The following is a 12145-nucleotide window of genomic DNA, read 5'->3' on the forward strand; positions in this document are numbered from 1 at the left end:
CCATGTCCCGTCGGCTCTCGGCTTTCTCCCAGGTAGAATCCAGTTTGGTGGCAGCCGCAGCGTGCAATCTGGACATCATGAGTGACCAGGACCGCCAGTGGAGCACTTCGGAGCCCGCCGAGACGCCCGGCTCCGCCTCGACGCCGGAGGAGCCCGCCAGCCCGCGCCCGCCCCAGGCATCCTGGCCCCCACCGTCCTCGGCCGCCCCGTCCCCGGCGCCGCCGTTCGAAGCCCCGGCCTCGGGCGCCCCCTTCGAAGCGCCGACCCCGTCCTCGGCCCCGCCCGCCGGAGTGCCGACCCCGGCCTCGGCCCCGCCGGCCTGGATGACGCCCGGCCAGCCGGGCGCCCCGCGCGCCGAGGCGTTCCCCGCGTCCGCCCCGCCGGCCGCGAACTACCCGGGCTCGGCCCCGCCCGCGGCTAGCTACCCGGCCTCGGCCCCGCCCGCCGCCATGGCCTCCGCCCCGCCCGGCCCCGTGCCGTACGCGAACGGCGCCGCCCCGGTCGCCTACGGCACGCCGCAGCCGCCCGCCTTCGCTCCGCTCGGGGGCGGCGCGACGGTGCCGCAGCCGGCCGCACCGGCCCCGGGCTCGCCCTGGAGCCGCCCCGGCCTGAACGGCCACCCGCACCCGGGCGGCCCCACGACCCAGCAGTTCCCGCCGGCCGGCCCGGCCACGGGCACCTTCGCCACCACGCCGATCTCGACGGGCGCGCCCTACGGCTCCGGCCCGGGCGGCTACCCGCAGGCCGGCCACCCGTACGGCCCGCCGCCCGGCTACCCGCCGGGCCAGCCCGCGTACGGCCAGCCGGTGCCCCAGCGCGGCGGCCGGGTGCCGCTGCTCGCCGTCGGCGCCGTCGTGCTCGCGCTGGTGTCGGCGTTCGGCGGCGGCCTGGTCGCCAACCGGCTCGCCGGCGACAAGCCGGCCGCCTCACCGTCCGTGGTGAGCCAGAACCCGGCCCCGAACCTCGACCGGTCCTCGGTCGGCGGGGTCGCCGAGGCCGTGCTGCCCAGCGTGGTCGACATCAGCACCGGCGAGGCCGAGGGCTCCGGCATCATCATGACCGCCGACGGCCAGGTCATCACCAACAACCACGTGGTGGCCGGGGCCAAGCAGCTGCAGGTCACGTTCAGCACGGGCAAGACCGCCGCGGCGAGCGTGGTCGGCACCGACCCGGCCGGCGACGTCGCCGTGATCAAGATCCAGGGCGTCTCCGGGCTCACGCCGGCCAAGTTCGGCGACAGCGACGCGCTGCGCGTCGGCGACACCGTGCTCGCGGTCGGCTCCCCGCTCGGCCTGCAGGGCTCCGTGACGGCCGGGATCGTGAGCGCGCTGCACCGTACGATCGAGGGCGAGCAGGGCGGCAAGTCCATCGCGGACGCCATCCAGACCGACGCCGCCATCAACCCCGGCAACTCCGGCGGGGCCCTGGTCAACCTGCGCGGCGAGGTCGTCGGGATCAACACCGCGATCGCCACCGCCGGGGAGAACGGCGGCAACATCGGCGTCGGGTTCGCCATCTCCGCCAACCGCGCCCGGGCGGCCGCGGACCAGCTCGCCAAGGGCGGGAAGGTCAGCCACCCGTACCTCGGCGTGCAGCTCACCGACGGCGCCGGCGGTGCCCTCATCGGCGGCGTGGTCGCGGGTGGCCCGGCCGACAAGGCGGGCCTCAAGACCGGCGACCTGGTGACGAAGTTCGGCTCGGCGACGGTGACCGACGCGACCTCGCTCATCAACGCCGTACAGGGCGCCAAGGCCGGCGACCAGGTGCGGGTCGCGGTGAAGCGCAACAACGCCGAGCAGACGGTGACCGTCACGCTGGGCGAAGCACCCTAGACCGAAATTCCTTTCGCAGCAGCGGCCCGCGTTCGCCACAACGCGGGCCGCTGCGTCTTTGCAAGAATGGCGGGATGGATGACCAGCGGTACCTCCGGCTGCGCGTGATCGGCGAGAACCTCGACCTGGCCGGCCCGCCGGCGGCGCTGCGGGCGCTCGCCGCGCTCCTGCGCGACGCCGGGCCCGTCGCCGAGGTCGCGATCCGCAACGGGGCCGTGGCCCAGGAGCGCACCGAGGGGCCGCTGGTGATCGAGCTGCGCGGCGCGCCGACGCTGCACCTGCGCGGGGCCGACGACGCGCTCAAGGAGGTCTGGGCCGCGCTGGAGGCCGTCGCCGCCGAGGTGCCCGAGCCGGGGCGGGCCGCGCCGCACCGGCACGTCGAGCCCGCGGACAGCCGGGCCCTGGTGGTGACCGCGGCCGGGGAGCCGGCCGACGAGCTCGGTCTCTAGGGCCTTATGGCCACGGCAGCCGGCGTCGCGTACGACGCCGGGTCCGCCACCGCCTCGTCCGCCGGGTCCGGGCGCCACGACGGCCCGTGGACCAGCCCGGGCTGGACCAGCTCCCAGCCCTCCAGGAGCCCGGCCAGCGCGCCGCGGTCGCGCAGCACCGTCGACGTCCCGGTCCGCGTGTACAGCTCGGCCACCTCGTCCACGTCCCGGTCGCGTGCGACACGACCAGCACGCTGCCCGGGGCGAGCGCCTCGTGGTACGCGTGCAGCTCGGGCGTGTCGGGCAGGAAGTGCAGGACACCGCCCGCACCGCCCGGCCGCCCGGCCGCGGCCAGACCGTGCTGGTCGCCGAGGACGAGCCGGCGCTGCGTGAGGTCACCACGCGGATCCTGCGCCGGGGCGGGTACGCGGTGCTCTCCGCCGCCGGCGGCGTCGCCGCGCTCGAGGTCGCCGCCGGGCACGACGGCCCCATCCACCTGCTGCTCACCGACGTCGTGATGCCCGGCATGCTCGGCCGGGTGCTGGCCGAGCGGCTGCTGCGGCTGCGCCCGGACACGCGGGTGCTGTTCATGTCCGGCTACGCCCAGCCCGTGCTCACCAGCAACGGCATCCTCGACCCGGGCGTGCACCGGCTGGAGAAGCCCTTCACCGGCGCGGACCTCCTCAACGCGGTCGCGGAGCAGCTGCCCGTGAGCGCAATTACACAGGCCCCGTCGGCGGAGGTGTAGCCGGCCGCCGCCGGCGGGTTTGAAAATGGACGTTCATTCATTATTCTTGTACCCATGCGAGGCAGCAGCCGCTCCGCGGAGCACGTGGCGTTCTTCCGCGCCCTCGAACACAGCCGCCGGCACGACCGGCTCTTCGACGACGAGCTGGCGGCGCGGATGCTCCCGCCCCTGCATCGCGCGGTGGTGGCCGCCTCGCGCGTGCCGGCCGTGCACCGCTGGATCGTGCGGTACATCGACACGCACTTCGCCGGCGGCCCGCGCGCCTCGGCGGTGGTGCGCACCCGCCTGATCGACGACCGGGTCGCCGAGGCCGGCGCGCCGCAGCTGGTACTGCTGGGGGCCGGCTTCGACAACCGCGCCCACCGCCTCGCCGTGCCCGTCACGTTCGAGGTCGACCACCCCGCGACCCAGGCCACCAAGCGCCGCCGGGCGCCCGGCGGCAGCACCGTCCGGTTCGTCCCGGTCGACCTCACCCGCGACGCGCTGGCCCCGGCCCTGCTCGCCGCCGGCTTCGACGCGGACGCCCCGGCCGTCGTCGTGTGGGAGGGCGTCACCAACTACCTCACCGCCGAGGCCGTCGACGCGACCCTGCGCGCCCTCGCGGACCTGCTCGGCGCGGGCAGCACCGTCGTGTTCACCTACGTCGACCGGGCCGCTCTCGACGGCACCGGCGGCTTCACCGGCGTCGAGGAGTGGCACGCCGCCGTGCGCCGCGGGGGCGAGCCGTGGACGTTCGGCTTCGATCCGCGGGAGCTTCCGGTGTACCTGGAGCAGCGCGGCCTGCACCTGACCGAGGACCTGTCCACAAGGGACGCCGCCGCGCGCTACCTGGAGCCGCTCGGCCGCGACGAGCCGACGGCCGAGTTCTACCGCATCGCGGTCGCCCGTGCCTAAGGTCGACGACGCCCACTTCGCCGCGCGCCGGCGCCAGATCCTCGACGCCGCCGGGGCCTGCTTCGCGCGGGAGGGCTTCCACCGCACGTCGATGCTGGACATCGTCCGGGAGTCGGGCATCAGTGCCGGGCTCATCTACCGGTACTTCACCGGCAAGGACGACATGATCGCCGCCATCGTCGCCGAGTGGCACGAGCGGCGCACGACGATGCTCGGCGACGACCCGGCCGCGGGCTACCTCGACGTCCTGCGCCGCGTCGGCGACCCCGGCACCCGGGCCGAGCTCCAGCTCGCGGTGCAGGTGTGGGCGGAGACGGTACGAAATCCGGCCGTTCGTGAGATGTCGCGGGCCAACGTCGACCGCCCCGTCGCCGCCGTCGCGCCCGCCCTGGCCGGCCTGACCGACGACCCCGAGTCCCTGGCCCGCGTCTTCATCGCCGTGTACCAGGGTCTGGTCCTACAGACGCTCTGGGACGACGGGCTCGACCACGCGGCCTTCGTCCGGGCGGTCGGGCTGCTGCTGGCGCCGCTGGGGTTTGCGGAGCCAGGGCCCGACGGCGAGCAGTAGCAGCACGAGCGTCAGCGGCACCTTCCACAGTGGACCGACATCGGAGGCCACCCCGGTGGGCCGCTCCTCGGCGGTGTTCGACCAGACCAGGAACGCGTCGCCGATCGGCAGCAGGCCCAGGGCGTACCGTTTCGTGTGCCAGGTGCTGATCGGCACGCCGGCGAGCTCGCCGTACGAGGCCAGCGCCCCGGCGAGCGCGCCGTCGCCGTTGACCCGCGCCGCGCCGATCGTCACGACGGTGGCCGAGAACGAGATGCCGAGCGGCAGCGGCCCGCTGTCGACGTCGGCGACGCCGCCGGTGCCCTTCGGGTACTCCCGCACGGCCGGCCCGAGGTGCAGCGGCCGGTCCACGAACAGGTCGCGGAAGCGCAGGTACTGCTCGCGGGCGAACCCGGCGTCGACGTCGGCCAGGAAGCGCAGGATGACGCTCTGCGAACTGCCCCGCGCCCCCTGCAGCGGCGCGCCCGTGGCCGGGTCGGTCACGTGCGGCAGGAGCCCGGTCGCGGGGTCGAGCCGTTGCCGGACCCGGTCGAGCCACTGCCGCACCGTACCCGCGTACGCGGCCGGGAACAGCCGGTCGTGCCGCGCCAGCGAGGCGATCGCGACCGTCGAGTCGACCGGCCAGGACTGCCCCGGGTACGCCTGCAGGAACGGCGACGAGCTCTGCTCGAACGCCGCCGCGATGTCCCGCGACTCCCGCTCGTACCGCTCGGCCTCGGCGGGGTCCCGCTGCAGGCCGAGCAGCCCGCCCCGCAGCCAGTTGGTCCACCCGGCGTAGAAGACCCCGTAGCGGGGCGCGAGCCCTTCACTGAACGGCGCCGTCCCCTCCGGCCCGTCGAGCCGGGCCAGCGCCCACCGAACCTCGCGCACCGCCTCGCCCTTGTCGGCCGCGCGCCGCCCTTCGTCGACCCAGGCGAGCCCGTAGAGCACGTACGAGAAGAAGTACCCCTCGGGGAACAGCGCCTGCGCACCTTCGCCGGCCCCGCCGTCGAGCGCGGCCCGGAGGTGGGCGAGCTGCCGGTGCGCCCCTTGAACGGGCGCGTGGAAGCGCAGCAACGAACTCACCGCGAACGCCGACAGCAGCGCGGCCAGCAGCACCCGGATGAGCTTGCCCATGGCTCGCGACGGTACCGCACAGGGCCGCGGCATGGTCGGCAGCGGCTGGACGAGCGAGCCGGGACGAGTGTCGATATCAACTCGTTACGCCGCCTCGTGCATCGCCGGTCGTCGTTGTAGCTTATTTTCGGAGCAAGGTCATTCACCGGCGAGAAGCTACATCGGGAGGGGCGGCGGATGAGTATCACGCCCTTGGAGCCCGCTGCGCCCGTTGCGCTCGCCACCCGGTCGCCGGGGCGGATGGCGTGGCGGCGGCTGTGCCGGGACCGGACCGCGCTGGTCAGTGGCGTCGTCTCCGTGCTGCTCATCGTCGTCGGGCTCGCCGCGCCGCTCATCCGGCTCGGCTACGGCATCGGGCCGCAGGACGACTTCAAGGACGATCTCGACCGCTACGGCATGCCGTACGGCGTCGCGGGCGGCATCAGCGGCTCGCACTGGTTCGGGCTCGAGCCCGGCCAGGGCCGGGACCTGTTCATGCAGATGGTCTACGGCATGCGCACGTCGCTGGGCATCGCGTTCGCCGCCGCGCTCATGACGACCGCGGTCGGGGTGCTGCTCGGCATCGTCGCCGGGTACGTCGGCGGGTGGGTCGACGCGGTCATCAACTGGGTCACCGACGTGACCCTGGCGCTGCCCTTCCTCATCTTCACCCTCGCCGTGATCCGGCCGCTGGAGCTGCACTTCTACGGGCCGCGCGAGGCGGTGCCGGGCTGGTTCCGGGTCGTGGTGCTCATCGCGCTGTTCACCGCGTTCGGCTGGACCACGACCGCTCGGCTCGTGCGCGGGCAGGTCATGTCGCTGCGCGAGCGCGAGTTCGTGGAGGCGGCCAAGGCCGGCGGGGCCCGGCTGCCGCGCATCCTGGGCAAGGAGCTGCTGCCCAACCTCGGGGCGCCGATCCTCGTCGCCTTCTCGCTGGCGATCCCGGCGTACATCACCGGCGAGGCCGCCCTGTCGTTCCTCGGCATCGGCATGCTGGAGCCGACGCCGGACTTCGGCCGCACCATCTTCCGCAGCCTGAACTACCTGCAGACCGACCCGGCGTACGTGCTCTTCCCGGGCGTCACCATCTTCGTGCTCGTGCTGGCCTTCAACCTCTTCGGCGACGCGCTGCGCGACGCGCTCGACCCGAAGGCCCAGCGGTAATGGGCACCTTCCTGCTGCGCCGGGTGCTGCTGGGCCTGCTGACGCTGTTCGCGGTAAGCGTCGTGACGTTCCTGATGTTCTTCGCCCTGCCCCGCGACCCGGCCGCCGCGATGTGCCCCAAGAACTGCGACGCGCAGCGGCTGGAGCGGGTGCGCGACGAGCTCGGCCTCAACGACCCGAAGGCGGTGCAGTACCTGCGCTACTTCAAGGGCGTGTTCGCCGGCCGGGACGGCTGCCCGGCGCCCTGCCTGGGGTACAGCTACGTCAACAACGAACCGGTGCGCGACACGTTCACGCGGACCCTCCCGGTGACGCTGAGCATCGTGGTGCCGGCGGCGGTGCTGTGGCTGGCGCTGGGCATCGGCCTCGGCATGCTCTCGGCGCTGCGCCGCGGCACGGTGTTCGACCGGCTGGCGATCGGCTTCTCGCTCTCGGGCGCGTCGATGCAGCTGTACTTCGTCGGCGGCGTCCTGCTCCTGGTGTTCGTGTACTCGCTGAAGGTGCTGCCGTACCCGCGCTACACCCCGCTGCTGGACGATCCGCTGGCCTGGCTCACCGCGCTCGTGCTGCCCTGGTGCACCCTGGCGTTCCTGTTCTCGGCGGTGTACGCCCGGCTGGCCCGCGCCCAGATGCTGGAGACGATGTCCGAGGACTACGTGCGCACCGCCCGCGCGAAGGGCCTGCCGGAGCGGACCGTGGTGCGCCGCCACGTCCTGCGCGCCGCGGTCACCCCGCTCGTCACCGCCGCGGGGCTGGACGTCGGCACCGCGCTCGGCGGCACCGTCATCACCGAGACCACCTTCGGCTTCCGCGGCCTCGGCCGCACCGCCATCGACGCCGTCCGCGACGGCGACCTGCCGACGATCATGGCGACCGTACTGCTGGCCGCCGCGTTCATCATCGTCGCCAACATCGTCGTGGACGCGCTCTACACCCAGATCGATCCGCGAGTCCGGTTGCGTTAAGGGGAGGACCAAGTGCGCAGACCACTTACGGCCGTCGTGCTGCTCACGCTCGTGGCGGGGCTCAGCGCCTGCACGAACAACAAGAAGACCGACGACGACCCGGGCGTCGACAGCAACCGGCAGGCCACCGGGGCCATCGCCACCGACCCGAAGGACTCGCAGGGCCCGGCGGCCGAGGTGCCGGGCGCGGCCAAGGGCGGCACCGTGACCGTCCTGCGCCAGACGAAGATCTCGCACCTGGACCCCCAGCGGGTCTACAGCTTCGTCGGCCTCAACGCCTCGCAGCTCTACGCCCGGCGGCTCACCACCTACAAGGACGACGGCCAGGGGCACGTGACGCTCGTCGGCGACCTCGCGACCACGCCGGGGACGGACGTCAACAAGGACTGCAAGGTCTGGCGGTACACCGTGAAGGACGGGGTGAAGTTCGAGGACGGCTCGGCCATCACCGCGAAGGACATCGCCTACGGCATCGCCCGCTCCTTCGACCTGTCGCTCACCGGCGGCCCGACCTACATCCAGGAGTGGCTCGCCGACTCGCCCCAGTTCGACACCAAGTTCGACTTCAAGAGCAACAAGACCGGGCTCCCGCCGGGGCTGAGCGTCCCCGACGACAAGACGCTGCAGTTCACCTTCGCCAAGCCGCACTGCGACCTGCCCTTCGCCGCGTCCCTGCCGGCGACCGCGCCCGTGCCCGCGGCGAAGGACACCGGCACGCAGTACGACACCAAGCCCGTCTCCTCCGGGCCGTACAAGATCACCAAGAACGAGGCCGGCACCCAGCTCACGATGGAGCGCAACACGGCGTGGGACCCGGCCACCGACCCGGTGCGCCACCAGTACCCGGACTCGTTCGTGTGGTCGTTCGGGCCCGACCTCGTCACCCAGACCAACCGCATCATCGCCGACGGCGGCGCCGACCAGACCGCGGTCTCGTGGAACGGCGTTGACCCGTCGCTGGTGACCAGGGTGATCGGCGACGCCGCGCTCAAGGACCGCATCCTGCAGGCCCCGACGCCGCAGCACTTCACGCTCACCATCAACAACCAGCGGGTGACCGACCTCAAGGTGCGCCAGGCGCTCAACTACGCCATCGACCGCGACGGGCTCGTCAAGACCCTCGGCGGCGCCACCTTCGCCGCGCCGGTCACGACGCTCATGCCACCGGCGACGATCGGCTGGAAGCAGTACGACGCCTACCCCGCCGGCAAGAGCGGCGACCCGGCGAAGGCCAAGGAGCTTCTGGGGGGTGCCGCCAAGGAGCTCGTCCTGGCGTTCTCCGACGACGCCACGTTCCAGGCGGTCAGCACCCAGCTGCGGGGCAACCTGGAGAAGGCCGGGTTCAAGATCACCCTCAAGGCGATCCCGGCCGACTCCTTCCTCGACGAGACCAAGAAGAAGGACAACCCCTGGGACCTGTACATCGGCTCCTGGGGTGCGGACTGGCCCAGCGGCGCGGCGATCCTGCCGGTGCTCTACGACGGGCGGGCGATCAAGGCCGACGGCAGCAACAACGGCGCCTCGTACCTCAACGCGCCCGCGCTCAACGCCGAGTTCGACCGGGTTCTCGCCCTCCCGGTCGAGCAGCAGGGCGCCGAGTGGGCCAAGCTGGACGAGAAGATCATGCGGGAGTACGCGCCGGTGGTCCCGCTCTACGTGCAGGTGATGTTCACGCTGCACGGCTCGAAGGTGCACGGCGTCTTCATCGACAGCATCTTCGGCAGCCCGCAGTTCGCGAACACCTACGTGAAGTGAGCGCATGACCAGCTCCGTCTCGATCTGGGTGGGCCGCCCCGGCGGCCCGCCCCGGCGCAGCCGCGAACCGGACCGCCTCCACGGCGCCGCGAGCACGATGAAGGTGGCCGTGCTCGCGGCGCTGTACCGCGGGGCCGATCTCGACGCGCCCGTGCCGGTCGTCAACGACTTCGCGAGCGCCGCCGACGACGGCTCGCGGTACCGCAACGACCGCTCCTACGACGACGATGACGAGGTCTGGAAGCACCTCGGCGAGCCGGTGCCCGCCCGGTGGCTGGCCCGCCGCATGATCGTGCGCTCGAGCAACCTGGCCACCAACCTGCTCCTGGCGCGCGTGGGACTGCCCGCCGTCGCCGAGGTGTGGTCGCTCGCGGGCGCCACCGGCAGCGTGACCGCGCGCGGCATCGAGGACTACGCGGCCCGCGACGCCGGCCGCGACAACGTCGTCACCGCGGCCGACCTGGCCGCGCTGTTCACCGCCCTGTACCGCGGCGAGCTCGCGGCGCCGGAGTCGTGCGCGGCGATGCTCGACCTGCTCGCCGAGCAGGAGTGGCGCGTGGACCTCGCGGCCGGCGTGCCCGACGGCGTCCGGATCGCCCACAAGAACGGCTGGATGACGGGGGTACGCCACAGCGCCGGCATCGTCTACCCGCCCGACGCCGAACCGTACGTGATCGCCGTCTGCACCACCTCCCGCGGCGTTCCCCCGGACGACTACGACGAGCTGGCCTGCCGCCGGATCGCCGAGATCTCGGCCGACGCCTGGGCGGAGCGGGCCCGATGACCATCGCCCGCGTGCGGACCCACCGGGTCAGCGTGCCCCTGCACACCCCGTTCGTCACCGCCCTGCGCACCGCCACCTCGGTGGAGAGCCTGCTCGTCGAGGTCGTCGACGCCGACGGCCGCGCCGGCTTCGGGGAGGCGCCCCAGGTCTGGAAGGTCACCGGCGAGTCCGTCGCCGGCGCCGAGGCCTGCGTCGAGCAGCTCCTCGGCCCCGCGCTGACCGGCCGCGACCCCGACGACCTCGCCGCGAACCTCCGGGCGGTGCGGGCGGCCGCGGCCGGCAACTTCGCGGCCAAGGCCGCGGCCGACACCGCCCTGCACGACCTCGCCGCCCGCCGCCTCGGCATCCCGCTCGTGCGGCTGCTCGGCGGCGCCCGGCTGCGCGTGCCCACCGACGTCACCCTGCCCGCGGGCGGCCCCGACGAGCTCGGCGTGGCCGCGCGGGCCCGGGTGGCCGAGGGCTTCGCGGTACTCAAGGTCAAGGTGGGCAAGGGCGCCGGCGAGCGCGACCCGGCCGCGGCCGACATCGCCCGCATCGCCCGCATCCGCGCGGAGGCCGGCCCGGACGCCCGCATCCGCCTCGACGCCAACCAGGGCTGGACCCCGCGCGCGGCGGTGCGGGCCATCCGCGGCATGCAGGACGCGGGCCTGGACATCGAGCTGGTCGAGCAGCCCGTCCCGGCCGCCGACCTCGACGGCCTGGCCTGGGTCAGCGCCCGCGTCGACGTGCCGATCCTGGCCGACGAGGCGGTGTTCGGCGTCCGCGACCTGACCGAGGTCATCCGCCGCCGCGCCGCCGACATGGTAAACGTGAAGCTCGCCAAGTGCGGCGGCCTCGGCCCGGCCCGCACCCTGCTCGAGCTGGCCGCCGCGCACGACGTCGGCACGATGGTCGGCTCGATGATGGAGACGGAGGTCGGCGTCGGCGCCGCGGCGAGCCTCGTGGCCGCGCTCGGCACCACGGTCGTCTCCGACCTCGACGCGGCCTGGTTCCTGGGCGCCTCCCCGGTGACCGGCGGGCTGCGCTACGACGGCGCCGAGGTGGTCCTGCCCGACGCACCCGGACTGGGCCTGACCCTGAAGGAGTGACCGTGCTCGTCCGCGTGCCCCTGGCCACGCTGTGGTCGGACCCCGACCTCAATGACACAGGCCACGTCGATGGAGACGCCGTCGGCCGGCGGCGGCTCAGTTTCCCCTCCGACGTCGTGACGCAGGCCCTGCTCGGCGACGAGGCGGTGGTGGACGAGGTCCGCCCGGACGGCTGGGCCCGGGTCCGGCTTCCGGACCAGGGCGACTACCCCGGCTGGCTCCCGATCGCGCAGCTGGCCGACGGGTCCACCGTGGACGGACCGGTCGCCACCGTGGATGCGCTGGCGACGGACCTGCGCGACGAGCCGAACGGCACCCTCGCCATGCCCGGCGTACCGCTCGGCACCCGGCTCGTCGCCGCCGGCCCGGGCCGCGACGGCTGGCTCCCCGTCCGGGTCCCCGGCGCCGCCGAGCCCCGGTGGGTGGCCGCGGCCGACGTCCGTTCGGACCCGGCCGACCCCCTCGCGACCGCGCGGCGGCTGCTCGGCGTCGTGTACGTCTGGGGCGGCCTCTCGCCCGGCGGCATCGACTGCTCCGGCCTGGTCCACCTGGCCTGGCGCCGGGCCGGCGTCCGGCTGCCCCGCGACGCCCACGCCCAGGCGGCCGCGGCCGAGCCCCTCGCGCCGGGCGAGGAGCGCGCCGGCGACCTGTACTTCTTCGCGCAGCCCGGCGCCCGGGTCCACCACGTCGGCATCGTGGTGAACCCGGGCTCCATGCTCCACGCGTGCGGCGACGCCCGGATCGTGGTCGAGGAGCCGCTGCCCCCGTCGCGCGTGGCCACCCTCACGGGCGCGGCGCGCCCTAGGCCTGTTTCATAACTGAGG

General features: G+C 74.0%; 13 protein-coding genes. 11 read left to right on the top strand and 2 right to left on the bottom strand.

Translation table 11 applies throughout. The annotated features are described in order from the left end of the window. The first annotated feature begins 77 nt into the window (after positions 1–77). Positions 78–1832 carry a trypsin-like peptidase domain-containing protein gene (locus AB0B76_RS21950; protein WP_360377956.1) on the top strand — a complete coding sequence of 585 codons (1755 nt, stop codon included), beginning with the start codon at positions 78–80 and terminating at the stop codon, positions 1830–1832. Positions 1833–1906: 74 nt separating this feature from the next. Beyond that, positions 1907–2281, top strand: a complete 375-nt coding sequence (locus AB0B76_RS21955) for a hypothetical protein (protein ID WP_360377958.1) — start codon at positions 1907–1909, stop codon at positions 2279–2281. On the opposite strand, the gene AB0B76_RS21960 is transcribed toward AB0B76_RS21955, so the two are convergent. Further along, the gene (locus AB0B76_RS21960) at positions 2278–2475 is read right to left on the bottom strand and encodes an SAM-dependent methyltransferase (RefSeq protein WP_360377961.1); all 198 of its coding nucleotides are present in this window, start codon (positions 2473–2475) and stop codon (positions 2278–2280) included. The genes AB0B76_RS21955 and AB0B76_RS21960 overlap by 4 nt on opposite strands. 20 nt (positions 2476–2495) lie before the next feature. On the opposite strand from AB0B76_RS21960, the gene AB0B76_RS21965 reads away from it, so the two are divergent. The 3 genes from AB0B76_RS21965 to AB0B76_RS21975 are packed head-to-tail and all read left to right on the top strand — an operon-like array spanning position 2496 to position 4470. Continuing rightward, positions 2496–3008: a response regulator gene (locus AB0B76_RS21965; RefSeq protein WP_360377964.1), complete on the top strand. Its 513-nt coding sequence runs from the start codon at positions 2496–2498 to the stop codon at positions 3006–3008. A 54-nt stretch (positions 3009–3062) separates the two neighbouring features. Continuing rightward, on the top strand, positions 3063–3902 hold the full coding sequence (locus AB0B76_RS21970; protein ID WP_360377967.1) for an SAM-dependent methyltransferase: 840 nt from the start codon (positions 3063–3065) through the stop codon (positions 3900–3902). Further along, complete coding sequence (locus tag AB0B76_RS21975) at positions 3895–4470, top strand: helix-turn-helix domain-containing protein (RefSeq protein ID WP_360377970.1); 576 nt, start codon at positions 3895–3897, stop codon at positions 4468–4470. Before AB0B76_RS21970 ends, AB0B76_RS21975 begins: the two co-directional genes overlap by 8 nt. Here AB0B76_RS21975 and AB0B76_RS21980 read toward each other — a convergent pair. Continuing rightward, entirely contained in the window at positions 4360–5586 is a 1227-nt protein-coding gene (locus AB0B76_RS21980) for a hypothetical protein (RefSeq protein ID WP_360377972.1), read from the bottom strand. The two genes, AB0B76_RS21975 and AB0B76_RS21980, sit on opposite strands and share 111 nt — an antisense overlap. Positions 5587–5763: 177 nt before the next feature. On the opposite strand from AB0B76_RS21980, the gene AB0B76_RS21985 reads away from it, so the two are divergent. From AB0B76_RS21985 to AB0B76_RS22010, 6 genes are read left to right on the top strand one after another with little or no spacing between them, the layout of a single operon-like run. Continuing rightward, the gene (locus AB0B76_RS21985; protein ID WP_360377975.1) at positions 5764–6729 is read left to right on the top strand and encodes an ABC transporter permease; all 966 of its coding nucleotides are present in this window, start codon (positions 5764–5766) and stop codon (positions 6727–6729) included. Continuing rightward, complete coding sequence (locus tag AB0B76_RS21990) at positions 6729–7694, top strand: ABC transporter permease (protein ID WP_360377978.1); 966 nt, start codon at positions 6729–6731, stop codon at positions 7692–7694. Before AB0B76_RS21985 ends, AB0B76_RS21990 begins: the two co-directional genes overlap by 1 nt. Before the next feature lie 12 nt (positions 7695–7706). After that, entirely contained in the window at positions 7707–9449 is a 1743-nt protein-coding gene (locus tag AB0B76_RS21995) for an ABC transporter substrate-binding protein (protein WP_360377981.1), read from the top strand. Between the two features lie 4 nt (positions 9450–9453). Then, positions 9454–10233, top strand: coding sequence for a serine hydrolase (locus AB0B76_RS22000; protein ID WP_360377983.1), 780 nt, complete (start codon positions 9454–9456; stop codon positions 10231–10233). Continuing rightward, positions 10230–11321: a dipeptide epimerase gene (locus tag AB0B76_RS22005; RefSeq protein WP_360377986.1), complete on the top strand. Its 1092-nt coding sequence runs from the start codon at positions 10230–10232 to the stop codon at positions 11319–11321. The genes AB0B76_RS22000 and AB0B76_RS22005 overlap by 4 nt, the downstream gene beginning before the upstream one ends. A 2-nt stretch (positions 11322–11323) precedes the next feature. Continuing rightward, positions 11324–12139: a C40 family peptidase gene (locus tag AB0B76_RS22010; RefSeq protein WP_360377989.1), complete on the top strand. Its 816-nt coding sequence runs from the start codon at positions 11324–11326 to the stop codon at positions 12137–12139. Positions 12140–12145 lie beyond the last annotated feature (6 nt).

This window comes from Dactylosporangium sp. NPDC049140 (genome assembly GCF_040648435.1).

What these genes read in the sequence shown, in the direction of transcription:
- AB0B76_RS21950 (WP_360377956.1), top strand. Translation starts at nt 78, where the DNA reads ATGAGTGACCAGGACCGCCAGTGGAGCACTTCGGAGCCCGCCGAGACG.
- AB0B76_RS21955 (WP_360377958.1), top strand. Translation starts at nt 1,907, where the DNA reads ATGGATGACCAGCGGTACCTCCGGCTGCGCGTGATCGGCGAGAACCTC.
- AB0B76_RS21970 (WP_360377967.1), top strand. Translation starts at nt 3,063, where the DNA reads ATGCGAGGCAGCAGCCGCTCCGCGGAGCACGTGGCGTTCTTCCGCGCC.
- AB0B76_RS21980 (WP_360377972.1), bottom strand. Translation starts at nt 5,586, where the DNA reads ATGGGCAAGCTCATCCGGGTGCTGCTGGCCGCGCTGCTGTCGGCGTTC.
- AB0B76_RS21985 (WP_360377975.1), top strand. Translation starts at nt 5,764, where the DNA reads ATGAGTATCACGCCCTTGGAGCCCGCTGCGCCCGTTGCGCTCGCCACC.
- AB0B76_RS21990 (WP_360377978.1), top strand. Translation starts at nt 6,729, where the DNA reads ATGGGCACCTTCCTGCTGCGCCGGGTGCTGCTGGGCCTGCTGACGCTG.
- AB0B76_RS22000 (WP_360377983.1), top strand. Translation starts at nt 9,454, where the DNA reads ATGACCAGCTCCGTCTCGATCTGGGTGGGCCGCCCCGGCGGCCCGCCC.
- AB0B76_RS22005 (WP_360377986.1), top strand. Translation starts at nt 10,230, where the DNA reads ATGACCATCGCCCGCGTGCGGACCCACCGGGTCAGCGTGCCCCTGCAC.